The organism is Nakamurella deserti (genome assembly GCF_003260015.1).
Classification (GTDB): Bacteria; Actinomycetota; Actinomycetes; order Mycobacteriales; family Nakamurellaceae; genus Nakamurella; species Nakamurella deserti.
Window position 1 is genome coordinate 263645 of sequence record NZ_QCXS01000002.1, and the last position, 25162, is coordinate 288806.

Annotated in this window: 11 protein-coding genes, 4 tRNA genes and 1 pseudogene; 4 read left to right on the top strand and 12 right to left on the bottom strand. The window is 68.0% G+C overall.

Translation table 11 applies throughout. The annotated features are described in order from the left end of the window. The first annotated feature begins 156 nt into the window (after positions 1-156). The gene (locus tag DB033_RS01455) at positions 157-2829 is read left to right on the top strand and encodes a DEAD/DEAH box helicase (protein ID WP_111767148.1); all 2673 of its coding nucleotides are present in this window, start codon (positions 157-159) and stop codon (positions 2827-2829) included. Positions 2830-4500: 1671 nt separating this feature from the next. Here DB033_RS01455 and DB033_RS01460 read toward each other — a convergent pair. The 8 genes and pseudogenes from DB033_RS01460 to DB033_RS01500 all read right to left on the bottom strand — a co-directional run bounded on the left by DB033_RS01460 (position 4501) and on the right by DB033_RS01500 (position 11661). Further along, positions 4501-5415 carry an HNH endonuclease gene (locus tag DB033_RS01460; RefSeq protein WP_111765139.1) on the bottom strand — a complete coding sequence of 305 codons (915 nt, stop codon included), beginning with the start codon at positions 5413-5415 and terminating at the stop codon, positions 4501-4503. Between the two features lie 260 nt (positions 5416-5675). Continuing rightward, positions 5676-6356 (bottom strand): AAA domain-containing protein, encoded by a 681-nt coding sequence (locus DB033_RS01465; protein ID WP_111765140.1) that lies wholly within the window; start codon positions 6354-6356, stop codon positions 5676-5678. Between the two features lie 74 nt (positions 6357-6430). Then, positions 6431-7375 (bottom strand): annotated as a pseudogene (locus tag DB033_RS01470) (AAA domain-containing protein); the annotation flags it as partial. Between the two features lie 935 nt (positions 7376-8310). Next, the gene (locus DB033_RS01480; RefSeq protein ID WP_157970445.1) at positions 8311-10326 is read right to left on the bottom strand and encodes a hypothetical protein; all 2016 of its coding nucleotides are present in this window, start codon (positions 10324-10326) and stop codon (positions 8311-8313) included. A 445-nt stretch (positions 10327-10771) separates the two neighbouring features. Next, positions 10772-10846: transfer RNA gene (locus DB033_RS01485), tRNA-Val, on the bottom strand. A gap of 48 nt (positions 10847-10894) precedes the next feature. Then, positions 10895-10965, bottom strand: a tRNA-Cys gene (locus DB033_RS01490). A gap of 24 nt (positions 10966-10989) precedes the next feature. Next, positions 10990-11062, bottom strand: a tRNA-Gly gene (locus tag DB033_RS01495). A 149-nt stretch (positions 11063-11211) separates the two neighbouring features. Next, positions 11212-11661 carry an SsgA family sporulation/cell division regulator gene (locus tag DB033_RS01500; RefSeq protein ID WP_157970446.1) on the bottom strand — a complete coding sequence of 150 codons (450 nt, stop codon included), beginning with the start codon at positions 11659-11661 and terminating at the stop codon, positions 11212-11214. Positions 11662-12029: 368 nt separating this feature from the next. Between DB033_RS01500 and DB033_RS01505 the strand changes: the two genes are divergently transcribed. Together DB033_RS01505 and DB033_RS01510 are read left to right on the top strand one after the other, a co-directional pair. Further along, positions 12030-12101, top strand: a tRNA-Val gene (locus tag DB033_RS01505). Between the two features lie 431 nt (positions 12102-12532). After that, positions 12533-13528: a glycoside hydrolase family 26 protein gene (locus DB033_RS01510; RefSeq protein ID WP_205843600.1), complete on the top strand. Its 996-nt coding sequence runs from the start codon at positions 12533-12535 to the stop codon at positions 13526-13528. A 546-nt stretch (positions 13529-14074) separates the two neighbouring features. Here the strand turns inward: DB033_RS01510 and DB033_RS01520 are convergent. The 4 genes from DB033_RS01520 to DB033_RS01535 form a co-directional block, all read right to left on the bottom strand. Next, positions 14075-15892: a glycosyltransferase family 2 protein gene (locus DB033_RS01520; RefSeq protein WP_157970447.1), complete on the bottom strand. Its 1818-nt coding sequence runs from the start codon at positions 15890-15892 to the stop codon at positions 14075-14077. Between the two features lie 317 nt (positions 15893-16209). Further along, a complete protein-coding gene (locus tag DB033_RS01525) occupies positions 16210-17205 on the bottom strand; it encodes a glycoside hydrolase family 26 protein (RefSeq protein ID WP_157970448.1) in 996 nt (331 codons plus the stop codon). Positions 17206-17326: 121 nt separating this feature from the next. After that, positions 17327-19129 (bottom strand): serine/threonine-protein kinase, encoded by a 1803-nt coding sequence (locus DB033_RS01530; protein ID WP_157970449.1) that lies wholly within the window; start codon positions 19127-19129, stop codon positions 17327-17329. 419 nt (positions 19130-19548) lie between these two features. Beyond that, positions 19549-23076 carry an Ig-like domain-containing protein gene (locus tag DB033_RS01535; RefSeq protein ID WP_111765149.1) on the bottom strand — a complete coding sequence of 1176 codons (3528 nt, stop codon included), beginning with the start codon at positions 23074-23076 and terminating at the stop codon, positions 19549-19551. A 373-nt stretch (positions 23077-23449) separates the two neighbouring features. On the opposite strand from DB033_RS01535, the gene DB033_RS01540 reads away from it, so the two are divergent. After that, positions 23450-25120: a GspE/PulE family protein gene (locus DB033_RS01540; RefSeq protein ID WP_111765150.1), complete on the top strand. Its 1671-nt coding sequence runs from the start codon at positions 23450-23452 to the stop codon at positions 25118-25120. Positions 25121-25162: the final 42 nt, after the last annotated feature.

Consider the following 25162-nt stretch of genomic DNA (forward strand, 5'->3'; position numbering starts at 1 on the left):
GGCGCGAATTGGCCAGCGGGGCCTCCTACGATCAGGTCAGGTAGCTGCGGGAAACGGGTGCTCAACCAGATCCAGGGGCTCATGGCCGCGTTTGGGTGCTGTGGCCAGTGGCTCCCAGGTGGTGTGACGCGATCTGCAGGAGCGGCAGGGGGCGGGGTGGAACCCATCGACAAGCGACGAATGCAGTCGATCACGGAAGAGCTGTCGAGCTGGGTGCAGGCGGCCCGGTCGATCCGGAAGCGACGAGCTGACCTGCAGCGGTCGGCCGACGATGCTGTGTCGTCGCTCGTGAAGGGCGCGTTAGAGGTGCCGTCGGCCCAGGGTCCTGGATGGCGGGTTCTTCTGATCCGCTCGCAGCAGAGAGAAAGGATTGGCCAGGTTCTGCAATTCTCTCGGATGCAGGTCATCACCGCGGGCGACGACGCAGTCCTTGAGGTCCTGACCACACGTGTCGCGGAAGCGCTCGCAAATGAAGCGAAGATCAAGGGCGTTCGCGGATGGTTCTCGGGCCGTGACAAACGTGAAGCCGCAACTGCAGCTGCAGCGTTCCTTGCTGACTACCACGCGGATTCATCGACGCGCGGAGTCGAAGCTACCTTGCGGCGCCTGGATGCGGAGGTGGATGGCCCTTCGCCGGTCGACATGTCCTCGGTTCTGGAACCACGGACGGGTCTCGGTGCTCGTCTCGGATCACTCGGGGCGAACGCGAGGATCGCCAACGGAAGCGTGTTCGCAGAGTTGCCAACGGCTGTACATGCAATCCAACAGGCGCTCGCCAGCGGCGACGCCACACGAGACGAAGCGGTCGCGGCGGCAGCTGAGGTCAGGGGCGCCGCCGCTCGCGCGTTGATCGCGACAATGCCGGTGGAGCGACTCCGCGAGGCGACACGAGGACGGCTCCTCACAGGACCACTGATCGAAGCGGGGATCACATCCGTGCTCGACGTGATCACGTCAGGCGACCGGCTGGTGCGCCTGCGTGGAATCGGCGACGCCTCAGCCAAGCAATTGCAAGGTGCAGCTCAGACCCTCTGGAAGACAATTCTCGACGAGACGCCGCTCAAGATCGACGTGTCTGCCCGCGGTCCTGCGGCCACTGAGCTGTTGAGGGCCCTTTCGGCATGGGAGTCCGTCCGCGACCTAAGAGCTGCGTCGCGGGACCTAGAAGCCGCCTGGAGGCTCGCCCCACTCGCCCGCGGCTTCGATCGGCACGTCAGCCATGTCGCAGTCTTCGACGCGGGGCGGCGACCGCAATCGGAATTGCGTAGTGATGTCGAGTTGGTTGTCGCACGTGCCCGCCAACTTCGCGCTCACTTGCAGGCGGGTAATCGGGTCGATCCTTGGGCAGATTTCATTGCGCGTCCTGCAGCTTACTACGCCCTTTTGTCGGACCTCGGCTTGCTGGCCGAGGACGACCAGAAGAGTTTGGGCGACCTGCCAAAACACATCCTGGAAGCGATTCGTAAATTTAAACTGAGCGACAAACTGTTGATCGGATCGCTCCGCGGCTATCAGAGTTTCGGAGCGCGCTTCGCCCTCGTGCAGAAGAAGGTCGTCATTGGGGACGAGATGGGTTTGGGCAAGACCTTCGAGGCCCTCGCTGTGCTGGCGCATCTGCACGCGAAGGGCGAACGTCATGCGGTAGTTGTCTGCCCCGCAGCTGTCGTAGCCAACTGGATGCGCGAGGTGTCGGAGAAGTCGAAGCTGACCCCTCATCGGCTGCATGGGCCGGGTCGTCAGTTGGCTGCCGACGAATGGTCAGCTGACGGAGGTGTAGCGGTGACAACGTACGAGACGCTGGGATGGTGCCGCGACCAATTCCTGGCAGTGCCCAAACTGTATTGTGTGGTGGTCGATGAGGCTCACTACGTCAAAAACCCCGACGCGAACCGCTCGCGCCGCGTCGCTGAGCTGATCACGCTGGCGGATCGCGCCGTACTCCTCACTGGTACACCAATGGAAAATCGTACCGAGGAGTTCCGCAACCTGATCAGTTATCTGCGGCCGGATTTGACTGTCGATGCTGGTGAACTGTCTCCAGCTCGGTTCCGGAAACAAGTGGCGCCCGCGTACTTGAGGCGGAATCAAGAAGATGTCCTCAAGGAATTACCACCGCTGATCGAGGTCGATGAATGGGTACCCATGACGCCAGAAGATCTCGCACTTTACCGCCGCGCCGTTGGGGAATCGAATTTCATGGCCATGCGGCAAGCAGCCGCTGCGGCTGGGCATCAGTCGGGGAAGATGAAGCGTCTGGTCGAACTCGTCAATGAAGCCAGGGAAAACGGACGCAAGGTGCTGGTGTTCTCGTATTTCAGAGCGGTGCTCGAGAGCGCAGTCGAGTTGCTGCCTGGGCAGGTCTTCGGGCCGATCACCGGATCTGTGCCGGCCCCGAAGCGGCAGGCACTGGTTGACGACTTCTCTGCAGCCCAGGGCAGCGCCGTGTTAGTGGCGCAGATCGTCGCCGGAGGGGTTGGCCTCAACATCCAAGAGGCATCCGTTGTGATCATCTGCGAGCCGCAGCTCAAGCCGACAGTCGAATGGCAGGCGATCGCGCGGGCTCATCGCATGGGTCAGCTCAGCTCGGTCCAGGTCCACCGGTTGCTGTCGGATCAAGGGGTCGATGTGAGGGTCACCGAGATCCTGGCTCGTAAGGGCGCTCTGTTCGATGAATTCGCCAGGCCTAGCGACACCGCAGCGAGTGCGCCTGAAGCCGTGGATGTGTCCGAGGCCCAGCTGGCTCGCGAAGTCATTGCCGCTGAGCGCGAGCGGCTGTTTCCGGCGGCGCCCGGATCGCAGGGGCCGGCATCTGACACGCTGAACGGGTGACGCGGACACGCACGACGACCTGACTTGAGGTCGTGTGAAGGCCACTTGTGAGCTGCTGTCCGTCGACAGTGCCGGTCACTCACCAGGCGGGGTCGCCGGTGCAGTCGAGGGCTTCCCGGGCAGCAAGAGTGGTCCGGCTGCTGAAATGTCACCTGCTGCTGCCCGGCTTGCGCGAGGTTTCACCTGGGGCCGCTCGAGCTTCGTCTCCAGATCCGCGGACTTGAAGTCTCGATCGTCGATAGATCCGCCGAAGACTTTCTGGCGCGGGTGGCAACGTCACGAAAGGTCGACGAGCTTAGTACATCGGCCGCAAAGTAGGCATTGTGGAACCGGCTGAACATCCGGGAGCCTTGACGCATGAGGGCAATATTGCGATGATAGGCGGCGTCTGCCAAGAAGTCGTGCAAGAGTTCGGCCGGTGCGGAGGTGTAGTTGTCAAATCGAACAGTTGTCACCGGATAGGAAATGGAATGGGTACCGGGAGAAAATGTCAGACGGTATGATCTAGAGCGTAGTCGGAAAAGCCGTCGATAAAGCTTGGGATCTGACCAGAGGTTGATGTAGACCGCGGTTTCCTGTCGGCCACTGGGTCGGCTGCGACTGATGACAAACAGCGTTTCCATCTGTCCGATGCTGAGGGTCGCCAGTCGACGCGTACTCGCAGTACGGCTCGTTCTGGGTAATGCCGTGAGAGACCATGCGCCTTGCGTGTCGCCAGGGGCGGGCACCGCCTGCACCAGATACATTCCGAGCGCCGCGGTGAGGTCGGGGTAGCCCTCTCGCAAACGTAGCTTGTTGTACGCAGTTCTTGAGGTGGACGAAGCACGTGCGGCTGAATCGAGTTGACTCGTGTTACTCGGGGCAGGCGTCGCGTACGATTGGGGCCGCTCTGCGCGGTTCCCAGGGAGTGTGATGCTCTTACCTTCTGCCACCATTGTCTCCAGGTCCAAAGCCCCGCCAGGCTGGCCCGTCGGGTTCAAGTTGCGCAAGCTGTAGGTGCGTTCCTGGATGCGGACTGTTTCTCGTTCTCGTTGGTTGAGTTCCGCCGCGGTGCACGATGCAAACTGCAGCGCGTGGATGTCAACGTAACGCCGCCGGTGCGTCGTATACCGGTTAACTATGTCTCGCGTTTGGCCGACGTAGCGCATGCCGTCCCGAAATTCGAGGATGTAAATCCCGCAACGCTCTCGCCCGGCGAAAACAGGGTATGCGGAGCCCGCCTGTGACATGTCGTACCTGACGAACGCTAGCCGCCGTGGGCCGAGGTGTATCGCTGAGTCTCAAATCTTCGGGTGGGCCGGCGCGGAGCCGCTGCACCAGCACGGGTGACTACTGAAGTGACGGGGATCAGGCGATGCCGTCACGCTGCCTTCCGGGTGCCACCGGAACGAGGCCGAGCTTCGACGCCAGGCTGCGAACATGAGGGAGGTCGAGCCCGCTCGCTCGGATCTTCGACTACAGGAGCGCCGAGCCTGTGGCACGCTCGTGGACGACGGTGGCCGCCGGTCGTCGATGCAACACAAGGGTTACCGGTCGGTGACTAGCTTGAGTTTAACGCTCCGGCCGATCGCGGCTGTAGCCACGGATTTGGTCGATTTCGCCCAGGACTGCGAGCTTCCCTGGGCTGCTGGGGTCAGTCCGCCAAACGCGATGATGACGCGTTGAACGACGTCAGCTGGCTTGACGGAACTCCTGGTACCGCTCCTCTAGACGCACTGGGTCGGGTTTGTCGCGCCGTTGGCGCGGGAGAGCCATCAGGGGTTGGCCGTGCCGACCCTGCAGGCCGTGCAGGAGCATCGGCCCGTCGATTTCGTCGAGGAGCCGATGATGGATCTCGACGGTGTAGTCCGGTCGGATGGCCATGATGTTGCGGTCGTAAGCGGCGTGGTGGATCTTGCACAGTGCCAGCGCGTTGGGGACAATCGGGAGTCCGTGGGGCTGGCTGTCCGCGATGATGTGGGCGGCGTCCAAGAGCTCGCGATGGTTCAAGGCACACACCGCACAGCGCTGCTCATAGGCCAGCATCACCTGACTGGCGAACACCGGCTGATGGAGGCGCTGACGCGTCTCGCGGATGAGGTATCGGCGCATGCGTTCTTCGATCGGGCTCCCGGGCCGGACCATGCGCTGCATGTCCGTCAGCGTCAGGGAGAACTGGTCGAGCTCGGGTTCCTCCTCGCGGAGATAGACAGGGCTGATGACCTGGAAGATGCCGGGCTCAAGGCCGTAGAACCACGCCAGCGGAAGGTCCAGCGCGAGAGCAGCGCGTAGGCCGTTGTTCTCAGCGGACCCGCCGTCGTCCCTGCGCAACTTGTACCGATGCAGGCCGTCAGCACCCTCGACGTCGTCGTATGGGCGCGCTCGGCCGGACTTGGGCGCAGCTGTGGCGATGGACAGGGCCGCTCGCCAACCTGCCGGCTTTCGGATGCCGCGCCCGCGGTCGATCAAAGGGAAACGCTCGCCGCCGACGATGAAGTCGGTGGCGAGCTGCGCCCGGGTCAACGGCACTTCGCCGCCGAACGACGTTCGTTCGAGCCACGCGAGCGCTGCCGAGCGGATCTCCGGCTCGGTCCACGCTGCCGTCATCGTCTCTCCGACTTCTTTGCGTAAGCGGTTGTGCGCCGGGGCGGCTCGAGCAGTACATCACCACAGTGAAGGCAACCGTTGCGGGCGGGCATCGCCTCGAAGCGAACCATAAGACGCCGGCAACCGCACCGACCTGCGAAGCCGTCGTGGCCCGCATGGCCGGCCAGTTCGCGTCGCTGCAGCGTCCTGAGCACCGCAGCGGCCACCCCGGCATGCCGATATCGCAGGAGGGTGCCGGGCTTGACTCCCAGGATGGCGTCTCACGAGGTCCAGACGACGTCGTCGACGATGGCCACTGCCTCGCGCACTGGCACACACGGGCGAAGTCGCACTTCGGAGTTGATCAACGGGCGCAGCGGATCGGGTAGATCGCCGTTCCCCGGCGGAGTGAACCACAGCGATACCCGACAGCCTCGCCGGGCTGCGTCCGCGAGGCGGCCGACAACCTGCGAGGTTGCGGGACCGGTGACCGATTCGGACCAGACCTGGACCGTGGAGACCGCGGCATCGATGTCCGACAGGAGCTGGTGCAGGTCAGGTTGTCGGAAGCCAGCTCGTTGCAACAGCTCTAGGGGATTGACGAAGTCCGCATCGCGTACTGCTGCTCTGAAGAAGCGGCCGAGCGGATCCGTCCGCGCCGTCTTTCCCACAAGGTGCGCTCGGTCCTTGACCAACACGAGGCGCTCCCTCGCCCGGCTGACCGCAACGTTGATGAGTCGAGGTCCGTCGGCACTGTCGCTGCTCTCATGAAACCAAGGGTGCGGCTTGTCGACCCCTCGCGGCGCGTCCACTGTGTCGAAGACGACGACGCCCCGCTCACCACCCTGGAAGCGGTGAACGGTCGACCCGATTCCGAAACCGTGGCCATCGCCGACCAGCGCCTCCAACAATCGCGCTTGAGGAGTGAAAGGCGTGATCAGGGCCGGCGCCGACCCACACAGGGGTTCCTTCTTCGTGGAGAGCCGCCGATACCAGGGCGCTCATCAGGTTGTATCTGGATCCGAGTCCGTTCGCCCTACCGACCCGAGGCCTCAGGGCGGTGGTGTCGACAACGACGATCGGGGTCGTCATCGATGGAGCCGGGGGACCGAGTGAGCACGCTGCCAGCGGTGATCAATGGATTCTCCGGGTCAAATCCGGCGCTCACCGCATCGGCAACAGCTGCCGCCATTCGGTGCTGTACGTTGAGAGCCACAAGGTTTGTCGGGGGAGTGGCCGATGTGACTTTGCTCGCAATACCGCTGGCCCCGAAAGCGCTCCGGTAGAGCCAGTCGTGCGCCGGTCCGGACTCCGCCAGCACAACGGGCCGGAGCTGTCGGAAGTCGCCGGCGACGACGGTATGTCCGTGACCTGCACCAGCGGCCAACATCGTCAGGCTAGCTGGCAGCATGCTGGCTTCATCGACGACAACGGCATCGAATCGGAGACCGCTCAGGGTCGTCATCGCCAACTGATGCGCCGTCGCCGCCACCAGCCGTGCGTCCTTGCGGACCTGACGCTTGACCTCTCCCATGAGCCCTTTCAAGGCCTTGGCGTAGGCGGAGGCCTCTGCAAGCTCCAGCTGGATGTCGCTGAGTCGTCGACGGTGGCCGCTGGGGTCACGTTTCACCGCCAACTGCTCAGCCTGCAGTTTCCGTATCTGCTTCGACACCTCCCCGTGTGCACGTCCGACAGCGACGCCTCGAACCGCTGCGATCTCCTCGATCAGCACGTTTCCGTCTGCCCGATCCACAAGTGAGATGTCGCTCGGCTGGCCGGCCCGGACTACCTGGCCAGGCCGGAACCTGCCCAGTCGTGTGAGCGCGCCCTGGAGGGCGATGTCCACACCGGTATTCGTGGGCGCGACCAGCAGCACACGCTTGCCTGCCTGGAGGAGTTCCTTTATCAGCACCGAGAAGGTCGTGGTCTTGCCGGTGCCGGGTGGCCCCCACAACCATGTGAGCTGGTCAGCCAGCCCGTGATCGACCGCCGAGCTCTAGATGTTGTTGAGAGGACGGTCGTTTCGCGTCGGTGACACCGACCGTCCACCAGGGTCGCTACGCGATACAACCGCCAGCGCCGCGTGCGGGTCGAACCCATCCGTGCTCGCAGCGAGTTCGCGGAACCGACGAGTCTGGGCGGACAAGAGCCACGACAAGTCGCACCTGAGTCGCACCGTCTTCGGTCGAGGTGCGGAAATCGGTAGCGACAGCGTGACTGTCGATCCGAACTGCGACACGATCTCCACGTCGATCGATTGCTGGTCGACCATCAAGGTCGCTGACATCCCATCCCGCGACGCCAACTCGGCGTCGGTGTCGAAGCGCATGACCACCCGAGACGCGCCTGTCGCGACCACGGAACCACCGCTGCGAGGAACGTCAGTCTGGGTGCGACGTCGGGAGACGGCGTCGAGCTCGTCGGTCAGGGCCCTTGCTGCCTCGTTCGCGACCTCTGCCCATTTCGCGGGGACAGGGGCTGCCTTCTGAGGTTCGTGACCCGTGAGAGCGAGCGTTTCCCTGAGGTGCCTGATCTCGTGTCGGTCGCTCGCGCGGAGGCGCTCCGCTGGCGGCTCGGCGACGAGATTGCTGTCGGGACCGGCCTTACGGGCGTGCTCGCGCTGCGGATCAGTCGCTGACCACCCCCGGGGATCCACGTGCGATCCGCAAGGTCGGCGATGCCGTGCTCATGGCAGATCGTCCACACCGACGAGTTCGGTACCCGCCCGAACCCCATTTGGTCCAGAACGCGTTCGAGCTCGGCCATGGGGAGTGGTCCGTTGCGCAAGGCGCGCTGGAGCGCTGACACCAAGGGGAGAGTCACTACCGGGCACCTGGCCTCACTGCGGGACGGGTTCGAAAGGTTGGAGCCTGGCACGACTGGGGTGAACGCACGATGCCTCGACAGATCACGTGGTCAGTATTGAGTGGGCGGGCGCCCGGTCTCCAGCGCCTTTCGTGCTTCTAATTGGAGTCCGACCTCAGGAACTGACGTCAACGAGTCAAGCGCTGCGAGTGCACGTACCAAGAGATCTTGTTTTCGGCGCCACTTCTTCGTCCCGTCCGCCCCCGGAGCAATCTCTTCATGAATCGACTGCTCGGCCCGGACGGAGTCAAGGGCCGCGGTGACGACTGCTCGCGCATACGGCTCGGTGCTCCGGAACCCAGGCAACTGGGTTTGAGCGTGAATGACGGCCAGCATTCCGATCAGGGTCACTGTCAGGGTTTCCGGGGACAGGGGAGCCAGGTCCGCGACAATGCGGGCAGTTGCTGCTGCGGTGTGCATCGTTTCAGCGTCGTCAGCCTCGAACTCAGCTGAGACGCCCAAGGCGCCCAGCGCACTGGCCGAGCCAGTCAACGCTCCCAGCGTCAACAACCCTCCGACCATGCCCCCAGGCCCGAAGGCTGCGAGGGTAGAGGTCACCACCGCCGCTCCCGCGAGTCCGGCGGGTGCAGCGAGCATGATCCCGATTCCGGTGGCCGCCAGGACGACCACTCCGGTACCGATCAGAACGGTGCCCCATGGGAACTTGCTCTCGACCATCTGCTTTTGGGCCCAGACAAGGGAGTCCCTCACCTGATGTGCATATGTTTGGTCTGCCAGATCTCCGCGATGGTCGCGGACCACGTTGAGAGTGAGCACCAATGCTGGAAGCCTCTGCTTGAGGTCCGCTTGAACGTCGAAAGGATCTACAAGCGGCTGCATCAGCAATCCCACTGCGAGGGCCAAGAGATCTTCGTCATCCCACGTGCCTCTCAGAAGTGATGCCGCGCCCGTTGTCAGGTCCAACAGGGTCGGGTAGCGGTTGTCGGCCAGAGGATGATCTGTGAGCTGACGGGGCTCCCACGACACCCCTCTTTCCTGCATCGAACGGATCAGTTCCGCTCGCTGCGCGCGCTTGCCGACGATGTCATCGACGGCCCGCCGGGCAACCTCCGACCTCGCTGCATCGAGCCTCAGGCGAGCTTTCCACTCGCCCGTCGGCAGCGACTTCGCCAACTGGTGAGTGAATGCCGTCCCCAGCAGCAGGGGGAACCACGCCTCGTGGATAGGACGCGCGACGGCCCGGTTGTTGGCTGTCGCAGCACCAGACGCTGGTCGATCGAGCGGGAAAACGACTGAGCGGATCGCTGCTGCCGTCGCAGGATGCGACATGTAAGCGCCGAGGGAGTGTGCGTGGGTCTGAATGGCGACATCGATCGCGGAACTGATGCTGCCAGCGACCCCCCGGCCGCCGGTGACGAAGTCACGCAGGCCGTGCACGTTGAGCCACCGGTGCACTTGACGGTAGGGAAAGGAGGACGCGAGCGCGCCCAGGTGAGACCGGTAACGAGGTATGCCCAGGGGGCTGCCGATGGTGATGAACAGGTCCACTGTCAACTCGGCAGGTAGTCGCCGCAGCAGCCCTGCCGCAACGACGCTGCCGAGGCTGTGAGCGACCAGGATGATGTGGCCCGATTGCGGCAGCTGCGCAAGTACATGACGGTAGACCGCAGATCTCATGGCCGGCATCTTCATGAACTTCGTGACTTCTTCGAACTTGAGTAGTTCTGCCACGCCCGCAAGAGGCTCGACGACCGGACCCGGAACGCGGTGCAGGCCAACGATTTCCTCAGATTCCGCATGTCTTCGGACGACCCGCTCCAGCTCTTTCTGGCGCGCCCAGAAGGTCAGCCTGTGTTCGAGTGACGTTCTCTCGTCGTCTTTGCGGGAAGTCTCTAGCGCCTCCGGGCCTGACGGCGTTTTCGCAAAAAGATTGCCGTAATCCGGAAGAAAGATGCTGTCGGTCGGCTCACCTATCCGAGGGGCTTCCTGGCTTGCCAGGCCCGAGTTCAGTGGCTGTAGCCACGCGGATTCTGGACTTGCGCCTCCGACACCGTGAAGGAAAACAACATTCGCCAAGATGACCGCCTCTTGCTCAGGCCACGTCACGCGTTGCGGACTTGCGGCAATTGACCGGCGAGGGCGACCGTGTGTGTTGGTCGCGTCCCCGTCGAAACCATAGACCAGCCAGAAGTCCGGCGTGCAGAGTTGCGGAGTCTCAACCGATCGAGAAGTCCCAGCTCGACACACCGTGGTGGCGGTTGAGCTCTTCGATGACTGGTCCACTCATTCGGCGCCCTATCCTGATTGCATCAGAGGATCGGGATGCGGCAACGGTGCGGGTCAGTCCGGCTTGTTGGCGCGGGTATAAGCAGGCTGCCACCATATCGGAGTTCGCCCTGGCCAGCCTTCTGATCACCCGGTTTGCAGTACGCCGGAACCCTTGGAACCGCATAGGGGCAACTGACAAAGCAGGTGAACCTGCGACAACTCCTGGGCGAAATAACGAAAAGACTTCCAGGCAACGTTTCCGTTGCTGGAAGCCTTTTCGCAATGGTGGGCGATACTGGGATTGAACCAGTGACCCCTTCCGTGTCAGGGAAGTGCTCTCCCGCTGAGCTAATCACCCGGGGTGTGAAGTTGTGGACGACCTGCCGGCCGATCCTTGCGAACCGTGAGGTGGGAACGGGATTCGAACCCGTGTACACGGCTTTGCAGGCCGTTGCCTCGCCTCTCGGCCATCCCACCGAGATGGAGCTTCGGTGTACCTCGAGCGGACGACGGGATTCGAACCCGCGACCCTCACCTTGGCAAGGTGATGCGCTACCAACTGCGCTACGTCCGCACCGCACGTCTCCGTGCTGCTGGACGAGCTTATCCGAACCGCGGGGGAGAACCCAAATCGCGAGGCCCGCACCTGGTGTGACCCCACCCGGCGAGCCCCGCCGCCGCCTCCGCCGGACCTGGTCAGGGGCCCTGCCGAGACGCCGTGGGTCAAGCTGCGGCGTCGCCGTCGCGCTGGGCGTACAGCTCCGACAGCATGTCCAGCTCGGCGTCGACCGAGAAGTAGTCACCCTCGGCGCCCTCGGGCACCGTGGCGAACACCGAGCCGATGAACTCGATCACCGGCGCGATCGGCGCCTCCAGGATCGCCCGGCCGCTCGGCGAGGCCAGCTCCATGTACAGCGTGTCCGACACCGGGTACACCCGGATGTCGCCCAGTCCCGTCGGCATCACCACACCCTCGCGCAGCAGATCGCGGGACATCACCCACTGGACCGCCGGGCCCTCGCCCAGCACGAACGACGCGGTCACCGCGAACGGCTCGAACACGTTGTACTTCAGGGTCGCGGCGATCGGGTCGTCGGACTCGCTGCCGGCGAAGGTCATCTCGAAGGCGGTGGTCACGGCGACGTTCTCGACCTTGGTGCGCGAGGGGTTCATGGTCATCCTGCTCTGGGGTGGTCCGGCGGGCCGCCGTACCGTGCGGGTGGAGTCGGAAAGGGAACGCATCAGCCCGGTTTCCATCACGCAGCCCGCCGTACTTCACCCTGTCGGGTGCGTTGGAACCCGAGAGGTCACGGGCGGCCACCTCGCCCGCTCCCGCCCGGCGCAACTGAGCGGACAGTGACCGACACGCCGCTCGTCGTGCCCGGAAGTCACGCTGTGCGATCGTCTGTGTCGGATGCGTGGACGACATGCCGCCCGGGTTCATGCAGATGCATCGACCTTGACCGGGAGTGGTTCCACTCGGCGCAGCGGCAGGTGGACAATCGCACGCCCGACATCGGGTAGGGTATTGAGGTCCCTGAGGGCGATTAGCTCAGGGGGAGAGCGCTTCGTTCACACCGAAGAGGTCACTGGTTCGATCCCAGTATCGCCCACCGTATTACCGCTGGTCAGGTGCCCCAGGCGCCTGACCAGTGGTGTTTCGGGGCCGACCGGGCATGCTCCCGTCGCAGCCCTCCAGCGGCCCCGCCGTCTCCAGGACGCCCCGCCGCCCGCAACGCCCGAACGTCCCGGCCGCTTCACGCCCGGCCGCTTCACGCCCGGCCGCTTCACGCCCGGCCGCTTCACGCCCGGCGGGTGCCTCGCCGTCACGTGTCGCACCGTGGCGCAGCGACGACCGCCGCCCGGCGACGGCACCCACCGCGCGCCCTCCGCCGTGCACATCACCCACGGCCGGGTGCACCGGCACCCGTCAGGGTCCGCCTCGCACCGGCCTCGGTGCACGGTCGGTGACGCCCGGTCCCCGGCGGACTGATGCCCACCCCGTACCGCTGTCTGTGACTTCTCGTCTACCTACGGTGAGCGGGTGTCTTCCGTCGCGCTCAGTCCCCGCCGTGCCGTCGCGTTTCTGATCGTGCTGATCGCGCTGTCCGCCACTGCGGTGCTGTCCGGATCGCAGAGCGCCACCGCGAGTCCGCAGCGGCCTGGAGACCTCGCTGCCCCGAGCCCGTTGGCCTTCGGCGTCAGCACCTGGGGCGGCCCGCTCGACACCGCGGGCATGGCCGAGGTCGCGCGACTCGCGGGGGAGACCCCGACCCTCGAGCTGTTCTACGAGGACTTCGAGCAACCGGTTCCGCTGGCCAAGCTCGACGCCGTCCGGTCCCGCGGGGCGACGCCCGTCATCACCTGGGAGCCATGGCAGTGGGGCGGCGGGCCGGTGCAGCCCGCCTACGCGCTGGACCGCATCGCCGACGGCACCTACGACGCCCACATCGCCGACTGGGCTCGCGGACTGCAGGCGTGGGGTCACCCGCTGACGCTGCGCTTCGCGCACGAGATGAACGGCGACTGGTACCCGTGGGCGGCCGGCGTCAGCGGCAACACGGCCGCCGATTACGTCGCCGCCTGGCGCCACGTGCACGACCTGTTCACCGCCGCCGACGCCACCAACGTCACCTGGCTGTGGAGCCCGAACACGCCCTACGACGGGTCCGCGCCGATGGCCGACTTCTACCCCGGGGCCGCCTACGTCGACACCGTCGGCCTGGACGGCTACAACTGGGGCGGCACCACCGCCTGGAACCCGTGGATCGAGCCGCGGGCGCTGTTCGCGAACGGCCTCACGCAGCTACGGGCGCTGGCCCCGGGGAAGCCGATCCTCATCGCCGAGACCGGGTCAGCCGACGCCGGCGGCGACAAAGCGCGCTGGATCGGTCGTCTCGTGCGCTACCTCGACGCGCAGCCCGACGTCACCGGCTTCGTCTGGTTCGACCACGTCAAGGAGACCGACTGGCGGTTCCACAGCACGCCGCGCACCACCGCGGCCTTCGCCGCCGCCCTCGACCGCCGCGTCGCGGGCTGACCCGGACACCCGGGCGGCCCGCTACCGCATGCACAGCATCGATGACCGAATTCAGTGGGTGTCCGGTCGGCGGAGGGCTTGATCCGCTGCATCGCCGGTTGGCTCGGACCCGGCCGGCTCACGACAGCACCCACAGCATCGACGGCCGGGTGTCGTGCGGGTTCCGGCCGGTGAGCCGGGGGCGGTCGATAAAGGACCAGGACCGCCGCGCCGCGGGCTGACCTTGACGCCGGCCGGCTCACGACAGCACCCACAGCATCGACGGCCGGGTGTCGTGCGGGTTCCGGCCTGTGAGGCGGGGGTGGTAGATGCAGGACCAGCACCGCCGCGTCCCGGGCTGACCCTGACGCCGGCCGGCCCGCGACAGCACCCACATCATCGACAGCCGGACGTCGTGCGGGTTCCGGCCGGTGAGCCGGGGGCGGTCGATGCAGGACCAGGACCGCCGCGCTGCTGCCTGACCCGGACACCGGCCCGCAACGCTCATCCCCGGAAACGCCGACGACCGGGCACCCATCGGGCATCCGGTCGTCGGGACAGGAAAGGTCAGCGCACCGCGTCGACCGCGGGCGTCCCCAGCAGTGCGTCCGTGCCGCAATCCCCGGCCACGCTGATCGAGGGAACGGACGACCCGACCGCCCGGGCGGCCCGCCGTCCGGCCAGCACGGTCCGGCCGTGCAGCAGGATCGGCGCGGAGCACGTCACCGCGGTGACCACCAGCCAGAAGACCAGCGTCGGGTAGCTACCGCCGACCCCGAAGCCCAGGGTGGCGACGAGCAGGGCCGCGGAGGTCCCCAGCCAGAACAGGTGCGGCCGGAAGGTGGCCAGCGTGTCGCCACTGGTCAGCTTGCCCTTCGCGGTCACGGCGTAGGCCAGCGGCCGCCGGGTCAGGAACTGGAACGCCGCCGCCACGTAGACCGGGGCACACACCAGCATCAGCCCGAGACCGGCCATGCCCCATTCCTTGCGCTCGTGGGTGTCGAGGTTGAAGCGGCGCAGCCAGAAGAACGTCCCCAGGCTGGTCCCCATCGACAGCGCCCACAGCACCAGCCACTCACCGACCGGCAACCGCACCGCGGACCCGCCGAGCAGGTACAGCGCGGTCAGCAGGTTGCCCAGCACCCAGGACACCGCGACCGACGGGTAGAACATCTGCAGCAGCGAGAACGACAGTCGCTGAGCGGGTTTCATGTCACCGAAGATCTTCGGCGAGTGCTTGACCATGATCTCCCAGATGCCGTACGCCCACCGCTTCTGCTGGCTGAAGTAGTCGGTGTAGGAGGTGGGGCCTTCGCCGACGGCGAGGATGTCGGGCGTGTAGACGCCCTTGAAGCGGTTGCCCGTCCGCGGGTTGACGGTGGCGTACATGGCCATCGAGGTGAGGTGGTCCTCGATGATCGAGTCCTGGTAGCCGCCGATGGTCTTGAACGCCGACGGCCGGTACAGGTGGTTGGTGCCGATCAGCAGCGGCGCCTCCATGCCGTTGCCGCCGCGCTGGATGATGCCGTGGAAGACGTACGCCTGGATGGCCGAGCCCTTGGCGATCCAGTTCTCCTCGAGGTTGCCGTAGACCTGCGGGGCGACGACGAAGCCCACGTCGGAGTCGCGGAAGTAGCCGAGGCTGCGCTCGAGGAAGTCCGGCGTCGGGACGTGGTCGGGATCCATCTGGGCCACCACGTCGTAGTCGGCCTCGTGGGAGTCGCGCCAGGCGTTGTGGTTACCGGCCTTGGTCTTCGCCTTGAACTCGCCGCCGGGGGTGTTGTACGCGGCGATGCCCTTGCGCGAGAAGTGATGGACGCCGATGGCTGCACACGCGGCCGCGACGGCCGGGTCCCCGCCCTCGTCGAGCAGCCAGACGTCGACCTGCCCGTCGTAGCGCACGTCCTTCATCGCCGTGAGGGTCTCGAGGATCATCTCGAGCGGTTCCTTGTTGGGGACGATGGTGGTGAGCAGTGCGACCCGCATGCCGGTCTCGGGCCGCAGTGGGACCGGGTCCTTCGCGCGGGTGGAGAACAGCCACAGCGCCGCGCCCTGCGCCATCCGGATCACCTCGATCCCCACCATCAGCACCACGCCGACCACCGACGTCGCGAACAGCCATCCGCCGGCCTGCGACAGCAACGGCAGGTGGCTCGGCCACACGAGCCATCCGATGAACGTCAGACCGGTCAACACCTGAGCCGCGATCAACCCGAGCAGCGTCTTCTTCTGCCGGGCCGAGAAGACGTCGGTGTACCGGACGGTGGACCCGGACCGGAGCGGGCCGGTGATGGTGCTGGTGCCCTGGTACGGGCCGGGCGTGGACGGGCGGCGGTCGGGGCCGCTCGACGACGGTGCGGTGGTGGGGTCGGACAGGAGCGTCATGCTGTGCGGCGCCTTCACTCTTATGAGGTAGAGGTTCCGCGCGAATGCGGTCCTCGACACGGACAGACGACACTGTAAGTAAGATCTGAATCGATTTTCAGGGCGATCTACCGCTCGAATCGGTGATTCACCGCACAGTCCTCTACCCAGAGTGATCAATGGAGTTGCCAAGGGGAGAAGCTGCCGGCGCGCTGAGGAAAACGCTGTGGCGTGCGGCACGATCGGGCGGGCTGATCGATGGACCGGACGTACCCCGTCCGGGACAGGGCCGCGGCGACGCCCTCGGACCGAAGTCGGGAGCCGGCGACCCGAGGCGTTCAGCTCGGGGGTGCGGGCGGTGCTGCGGGGCTGCTGGCGGGTGCCGGGCGGCGGTCGACGGCGTCCCGCCACGCCTGCACCGCCTCATCGCTGGAATCGAGCCGCCAGTCCCGCTGGGTGTCGCGCCGGTCGTCCTCGCTGAACCAGATGACGGCGGTCAGCCGGGGGAAGGCGCGGCTGCCGAACATGTCCCGGATCCAGTCGGCCTTGCCCGGTTCCGTCGTGCCGAACTCACAGAGCCAGATCTCCTTGCCGGGTGCCAGCCGGCTGATGCGCTCGTACGGGGCCTCGACGATCTCCTCGAAGCTCCGGTTCTCGCCGTCCCCCCGGCGCGGCTCCGCGTCGCCCCAGTCGTAGGCGTCGAAGCCGGCGATGTCGACGTAGTCGGTCCCGGGCCAGTAGTCCTCCAACCGGTTGCCGTCGACGTCGGGATCATCGGACTCGTTGGGTGACCACACGAACCGGGCGTTGCCGGCTCCGGCCAGCCGGAAGCGGTCGACGACGTGCCGCCAGGCGGCGACGAACTCGCCGGCGGTCGGGCCGCCCCCGCCGGCGGAGTACGACATCCAGGAGCCGTTCATCTCGTGACCGAAACGGAGGAAGACGGGGCGGCCGAAGGCCGCGACCTGACCGGCGAAGGTGTCCAGGTAGCCGTCCTGAGCGCCCGCGTTGATCTGCCGGACGAGGTCACCGTCGGGCTTCAGCGACAGCAGCAGGTCGTGGTCGACGCTGGTGCTGTTGCGGAACTCGTCGAACTGCCGTCCCCAGGTGACGAAGGAGTGCACGATGTCCAGCCGGCCGAGGCGGCTCTCGAACGACGCCAGATCCTGCGGGGCGACCGGATCCAGGAACGGACGATCCTGCAGGTGGATGTACGCACCGACGCGGACCCGCTCGATCAGCGGGGGGCCGTCGGGTCCCGCGCAGCCGGTCAGGGTCAGCACGACAGCGGCGGCCAGTACGGCGCGGATCCGGGCGGTGGCACCGTGTCTCACTGATCTCCCACGCAGCGCTCGACGGTCTGCGGTCCGAGCGTAGCCGGGCGGCCGGAATCTTCGGGGTCGGCGACCACGCACGTTCAGGGCCCACACGCCTGCGTGGGTGTCCTCCGGACGCTCAGGGGGATCGGCTGCTCAGGACTGTCGAGCTGTCGATCTTCAAGCTGTCATCGGCGCGGACCAGCGTGTACCGGGTCCGCTCCTCCGACACCTGGCCGTCGGCGAAGTAGTAGGTGACGGTGGCCTCCACCGTGCCCGGGGGAGTCGCGTCGACGTCGGCGACCTCGACGCGGTCGATCCCGCCCCAGAAGTTGCCGTAGTTGGCGCGGTTGCGGGCGATACCGGTCTGGAAGCCTTCGGTCAGGCGTTCCCAGCCCTGATCGGTGTCCCCGGGCAGCCGGGAGTAGTAGTCGGTCACGAACCCGGCGAGCTCGTCGGCGGTGGGCGCACCGGCCACCTCGGGCGACGACTCGGTGCTGGTCGACGACTCCGTGCTCACGGACGACTCCGTGCTCGTCGACGTCTCGGCGGTCGGCGCCGAGGAGGACGGTGCCGAGGAGGACGGTGCCGGCGTCGACTCGACCGGCTCGCCGGCGTCGACCGGTGCGGTGGACTCGCCGACCTCCGCCGGAGACGGCTGGGACGTGTCCGACACCGGGGGTGGCGCCACCCCGCCCGACGGCTCCGACCCCGCCGTCGACGCGCTCGTTTCCACGGTCGAGGTGCCGGTCGTGGTCGTGGGGTCGGCGCCGTCCGCGGACCCGTCCCCCCTCGTCCGGGTCAGCACCAGGATGACCGCTCCGGCCACCAGCACCGCGACCAGTGCGGCGAGTGCCGGACGCAGCCAGCGGCGGTCCCGCGCGGCCGCCGGTCGGCGGGGAGCGCGGGTCGAGGACGCGGGTGCGGACAGCGGCAGCAGCGGCGACTCCACCGAGTCATCTGGGTCCGGTTCCGGCTCCGGGTGATCCGCCGGCGCCTCGCCCCGGACGAGGCCCTGCCACGGGCCGGGCGGCAGCGGCGCCGTCCCGGCCGGCCACTCCCGCACGGTCTGCGGCGGAAGCACCACCGTCGGCCCGTGCAGGAGCTCCGCTCCGGTGCTCCCGGCGGCCTGGCGGGCGGCCAGCATGCGGGCGACCTCGGCCATCGTCGGCCGCTCGCCCGGTTCGGGGGTCAGCATCGCCAGGAGCACCGGTGTCAACGAACCGCTGCGACGCGGCGGGATCATCTGCCCGGAGGCGACGCGGTGCAGGATCGCCATCGGGTTCGGGTCGGTACCGAACGGCGGCGTGCCCTCCAGCGCGGCGTACAGCGTCGCCCCGAACGAGAAGACGTCCGCCGGGAAGCCGGCCGCGCCACCGCGGGCCACCTCCGGGGCCAGGTACGACGGCGTGCCGGTGACCATGCCGGTGGCCGTCAGGTTCGCGTCGCCCACGGCGTGCGAGATCCCGAAGTCGGTGAGTTTGGCGGCGCCGTCCTCGGTGATCAGCACATTGCCGGGTTTGACGTCGCGGTGCACGATGCCGACCTCGTGCGCGGCCGCCAGCCCGGCCGCGAGTTCGGCGCCGAGCCGCAGCACGGTCGCCTCGGGCAGCACGCCGCGTTCCTGCAGAACGGCGTTGAGGCTGCGGGAGGGGACGTACTGCATGATCAGGCACGGGCAGTCGTCGTGCTGGACGACGTCGTACAGCGTGACCACGTGCGGGTGGTGCAGCCGGGCGGTGATCCGGGCCTCGCGGATGAGGCGACGACGGGCCATCTCGGCGTCCTCGGCGCTCACACCGGGCTGCGGCAGGAGCTGTTTGACCGCGACCCTGCGGTGCAGCAGCTCGTCCCAGGCCTCCCAGACCGATCCCATTCCGCCGGCGGCGATCCGCTCGACCAGGCGGTACCGGCCGGCCATCAGGGTCCCGGGTGCGGTCATGAACACCTTTCCACCGCACTCGTCGGGGTCACGTCGGTCATCGGTCGCATCGTCACAGGTGCCGGCGCGCGGCGACCAGTCGCGGCCGTGCCACAGACTCTCCTACCCGCGGGCCCTACGGGAGAAGCCGCGCCGCAGTCGCCCCGCCGCACCATCAGACCGGCGCCGGTGCGACCGATCGCGCTGCGACCGACGGTGCGACCGTTCGCGGTGCGACCGGGGTCACGCAGCCGGCGCCGTGACCGGGATCCGGCCGGATCGTTCTCTGGACAGAGTCGCCCCCGGGTGCCGCGGTCCCGCCGCCTGGGGGCTTCTTCGCGTCCGGGGCTCCCCGGCGGCTCCCCACATACGGACGACGGCCCGGACCTGGAGGTCCGAGCCGTCGTCCGTCAGCACAAGGGGTCAGTGACCCCGTCCCGTCAGGTGTGGTCCCCGCGTCGGCGGCGCCCCACCAGGGCGAACCCGACGCCGACCACCAGCAGGCCGAGGCCACCGGTGAGCACCGCCGTCGTGTCGATCCCGGCGCCGGTGTAGGCCAGCGGGGTGACCGACGTCCGGGTGGTCGTCGTCGAGACGACAGCCGTGGTCGTCCGGGTGGTGGTGGCGGACGGCGTGCCGGCGGCCGGCGTGCTCGTGGTGGGGGTGGCGTCCACCGGGGTGGTTTCCACCGGGGTCGTCGGCTCCGGCGTGGTTCCCGCCGGCGTGGTGGGCGGTGTGGTGGTCGGCGCCGCCACCGTCAGCGCCTGGTCGAGCACCGACACGTTGCCCGCCGCGTCGGTGAAGCTCGCCTGCACGGTGTAGCTCCCCTCGGGCAGCTCCGACACCTCAACGCTCCAGCTGCCGTCGTCGGCCACGGTGGTGGTCAGCGTCCGTCCGCCGACGGTCACGACGACCGGGGATCCGGCCGGCGCGTCGGTGGTGCCGCTGATGGTGAACGACGCGGTGCCGACCGTGACCGCGTCGCCGTCGTCGAACGCGGCCTGCGGGGCGACGGTGTCGATCGTCAGGGTCTGGGTCTGGGGTGCGCTCGCGTTGCCCGCCGGGTCGGTGACGACCACCGTCACCGGGTGGTCGCCGTCGTCGAGACCGGGCTCCGGGACGGTCACCGACCAGGTCCCGTCCGCGCCGACCGTGGCGGTGAGGACGAAGCCCTCGACGGTCACGGTGACGGTGGAGCCCGCGGGGGCGTCGGTGGTGCCGGAGATGACGGGGGTGGCGCTGTTGCCCAGTGGCGTCGCGCCACCGTCGATCTCGCCGGCGGGCGGCGTGGTGTCGACGGTGAGGACCTGGGTGGCGGTGCCGGTGTTCAGCGCCGCGTCGACGAAGCCCACGACGACGGTGTGCTCGCCCTCGCCCAGCTCGACCTCGAGGGTCAGCGCCCAGGTGCCGTCCTCGCGCACGACGGTCTCGAAGACGCCGTCGTCGACGGCCACCAGGACGGTGCTGCCGACGGGTGCGTCGGTGGTGCCGGAGATGGTCGGCGTCGGCGAACCGGTCAGGGCCGGGCTGGTGACGGCGCCGACGGGGGCCGTGGTGTCCACCACGAGGGTGAGCTGCGCTTCGCTGGAGGTGTTGTCGGCCTCGTCGGTCACCGTGGCGCGGACGACGTACTCGCCGTCGTCGAGCGCCGGCAGCACGACACTCCAGGTGCCGCCGGCACTCACCGTGCCGCTCGCGACGGCGGTTCCGGCGGTCACCACGACCCGGCTGCCCGCCGGGGCGTCCGAGGTGCCGGTGAAGGTCGGGGTCTTCGTCGCCGAGACGACCGATCCGGCGACGTCGAACGACAGCGACGGAGCCTCGCGGTCGACCACCAGGGCCTGGGTGACGGTGGTGGTGTTCCCGGCCGGGTCGGACACGGACACGGACACGGAGTGCTCGCCGTCCGTCAGCCCGGTCCCCTCGGTCCCCGGGGTCACGCTCCAGCGCTGGTCGTCGCCGACGACCGCGGCGTAGGGCACGCCGTCGACGGTGACCGTGACGGTGGTCCCCGCCGCGGCGTCGGTGGTGCCGCTCACGGTCGGCGTCGCGTCGTTGGTGGCGACGCGGCTGCCGCCCGTGACGGTGAGCAGCGGGGCGACCGTGTCGACGGTCAGCGTGCGGGTCACGGTGGTGACGTTCTCGACCTCGTCGAAGACGGTGGCCGAGATCTCGACGTCCCCGTCGGGCAGCGACTGCTCGGGGGTGACACTCCACGTTCCCGCGTCGGTGACCGTGGCGGTCAGCGGCGGGAGACTCCCGATCACCACGAGGACCGTGGTGCCGGCCGGCGCGTCGGTGGTGCCGGAGACGGTCGGGGTCGAGGTGGTGGCGAACGCCGGGGTGGGGCCGTCGATGGTCAGCGCCGGCGGGGTGGTGTCCACCGTGTAGCGCTGGGTGGCGGTGGCGACGTTGCCGACGGCGTCGGTGACCGACGCGCTGACGGTGTACCCGCCCTCGGGGAGCTCCACGGGGGTGACCGACCAGGTGCCGGCGTCCGTCACGGTGCCGGTCAGGGTCTGGCCGCCGACCGTCACGGTGACGATCGAACCGGCGGGTGCGTCGGAGGTGCCGGTGATCCGCTCGTCGCCGTGGTGGGTGCCGGCGGCCTCACCGCCGTCGATTCCCACACCCGGCGGCGTGAGATCGACGGTCAGCGACTGGGTGGCGGGCGTGGAGACGTTGAGCGCCTGGTCGACGGCGGTGGCCGACACGGTGTAGGTGCCTTCGGCCAGCGTGGCGGCCGTGACCGACCAGGTCCCGCCGTCGACGACGGTCGCCGTGAGCGTCTGGTCGGCGACGGTGACCGTGACGGTCGAGCCGACCGGCGCGGTGGTGGTACCGGACACCGTCGGCGTCGGGTCGTTGGTCGCGCGTTCCGGCGCGCCGTCGATCGTCACGGTGGGGGCGGTGGTGTCGACGACGATCGTCTGCTCCCCGGTGCCGGTCTTGCCCGCCACGGTGACCGAGGCGACCACCGGGTAGCTGCCCTCGCCGAGCGCGGTGGGCGTCACCGACCAGGCGCCGCCGGCCGCGACCGTGGTGCTCAGGGTCTGACCGCCGACGGTGACGGTCACGGTGGTGCCGGCGGGTGCGTCGGTGGTCCCGGTGACGGTCGGGGTGGTGTCGGCGGTCCAGACGGTGTCGCCGCCGGTGATGGTCACGACGGGTGCGGCGGTGAAGCCGCCGTCGGAGATCTTGGCGTCGAACGCGGCGATCGTGGTGGCGGTGCCGGCGGCGTCGGTCTCCAACGTCACGACCGGATCGGTGGGCGTGCTGAAGCTGTTGTGCGTGGCGCAGCAGTTGACCATGCCCGCGGTGATGCCGAGCCCGGCGCCGCGCGTCGTCGGGGTGAACGGGGGGTTCACGTCGACGGCGTTGATGGTGATCGGCACGAAGTCGTAGTAGCCGGGCATACCCGCGCCGGACTGGGCGAGGATGCCGCCGCCGGCGTTGAAGAACGTCCGGATGTCGGTGGACCGCGCGTTGATCGTCGCCGAGTCCGACTCACTGATGTCGGCGACGTACCAGGACGAGCCGACGACGATGGCGCTGTACAGCTTGGCCCCCGATCCGTCGACCAGAGGGATCGCGTTAAACGCGGCGGCGTCCGACGGGTCGGCCACGACCACCGGCGTCACCCCGGCGAGCTCGAGTGCCTCGGTGGTGATGGTCCCGCTGTCGATGGACAGCACCGGCAGGGTCGAGCCCTTCCGGACCAGGTCCACCGACACCCGGAGGAAGTCGCAGGATTCGCTGCTGCCTCCCTGGGAGCAGTGCCAATCCTGGTCGTGCCCGGTGGCGATGAAGTTGGCGCCGGTCTCGGCGGCCGCGGCCACGGGTACCGGGAGCGCCGCGGTGGGCAGCACCGCGAACGCGAGGGCCGTCAGCAGGGACGCGGTGCGCCGGGCCAGGCTTCCCCTCCGGCCCGGGTGGCTTCGCGGTCGCGACGGTCGGGATGTCGTCATCTGGGTCTTTCTGTCGGACGGACGCACGCCTGACGGTCGCGCCACGACTTGACTGTCTGTGGCTCATCGATCACGTCAGGTAGGCAGATTTTCATATCGGTCCCGATCGAGGCACCACCGAACGGGTGAAGGTCTGACTGTGGGCGACGACTCGCTCACAGACGGCTGACGGTGTCGGCGGTTCCGCCCACTGATCGAGGACCGCCTGTGCGCCGAGGTGGTGGGCGTGACGAGCGTCGCGCCGGCGCCGATCGCGGCTCACTCCTCAAGTCCCGACCGGTGCTGCCGATGGGGAGGGGACAACCGCGTCCAGGTGCCACGCCGGTCCCGACCCGGGGCCGGCGCACAGGTACCACCTCGCGGAGGGAGACGGATGTACGAATCGTTCCAACCGCTGCTCGACGCCCTCGCCGACCGCGGTGCCGACCTCAACGACCTGGAGGACGCCGCCCTCGAGACGCGGCGTTCCGGCCGGTCCATCCGTGACGTCCTCGTCAACGACTCGGTCATCACCGAGTTCAAGCTCGCCGAGGGCCTCGGCGACGCCCACGGCATGGGCAGCGTCGACCTCGTCGGCTACCCCGTGGACCCCGCCGCGATCGCCAAGATCCCGCTCCCGATGGTCATGCGGCACCGGGCGCTGGGCATCTCGATCGACAACGGCGAACTCGTCGTCGCCATCAGCGATCCCGACGACGTCGTCGCCCTCGACGACATCCGCGCCGCCACCCGGATGACCGTCCGCCCGGTCGTCGCCGCCCGCAGTGAGCTGCGCAAGCTGATCGACCGGGTCAAGCGGCAGGACAGCAACCTCGGCGCGATCATCCCCACCGTCCGCGCCGAGGACGAGGACAGCGTCGCCAACCTCACCGCGGTCGGCGACGACGGCCCGGTGGTCCGCTACGTGAACTCGCTGCTCGAGCAGGCCATCCAGAACCGCGCCTCCGACCTGCATCTCGAGCCGACCGCGACCGACATGCGGGTCCGGTTCCGCATCGACGGCGTGCTGCACGAGATCGACAAGGTCCCCGGCGGCGTCCAGTCGGCACTGATCTCGCGGCTGAAGATCATGTCGGGCGTCGACATCACCGAGCGGCGGCTGCCGCAGAACGGCCGCATCACCGTCCAGCTCAACGGCCGCAAGGTCGACCTGCGCACCGCGACGCTGCCCACGGTGTGGGGCGAGAAGGTCGTCCTGCGGGTCCTGGACACCAGCGGCATCGACCTGGACCTGAAGAAGCTCGGCTTCACCGACGCCAACTACGCCCGGTTCTCCGGCTCGTTCCGCAAGCCCCACGGCATGGTGCTGGTCACCGGGCCCACCGGCTCGGGCAAGTCGACGACGCTCTACGCGACGCTGTCGGAGATCAGCAAGCCCGGGGTCAACATCATCACCGTCGAGGACCCCGTCGAGTACCGCCTCGACGGCATCAACCAGGTCCAGGTCAACCACAAGGCCGGCCTGAACTTCGCGGCCATCCTGCCGGCCATCCTGCGGTCGGACCCCGACATCATCATGATCGGCGAGATCCGCGACCGGGCCACCGCGCAGCTCGGCGTCGAGGCCGCCCTCACCGGTCACCTCGTGCTGTCGACCCTGCACACCAACGACGCGCCCAGTGCCGTCACCCGTCTCGTCGAGATGGGCATCGAGCCCTTTCTCGTCGGGTCCGCGCTGGACTGCGTCCTCGCCCAGCGGCTCGCCCGCCGGCTCTGCGACTGGTGCAAGGAGGAGTACACCGCCACCGCGGCGGACCGCTCGCCCACCCGCTGGCCCAGCACGACCGTGTCGCCGCCGGACACCCTGTGGCGCCCGGTCGGCTGCCGCAACTGCAGCCAGACCGGCTTCCGCGGCCGGATGGCCGTCAACGAGGTGATGCCCGTCGGTGAGGAGATCGAGCACCTGGCGCTGGCCCGCGCCTCGGCCGGCGAGATCCGCAAGGTCGCCCTCGCCGACGGCATGGTCACCCTGCGCGACGACGGCCTGCGCAAGGTCGCCGCCGGCGACACCACGCTCGACGAGGTCATCCGGGTCACCGTCTGACCCCGTCGGCACGACCGAGGAACTCCCATCAACCACCTCCCC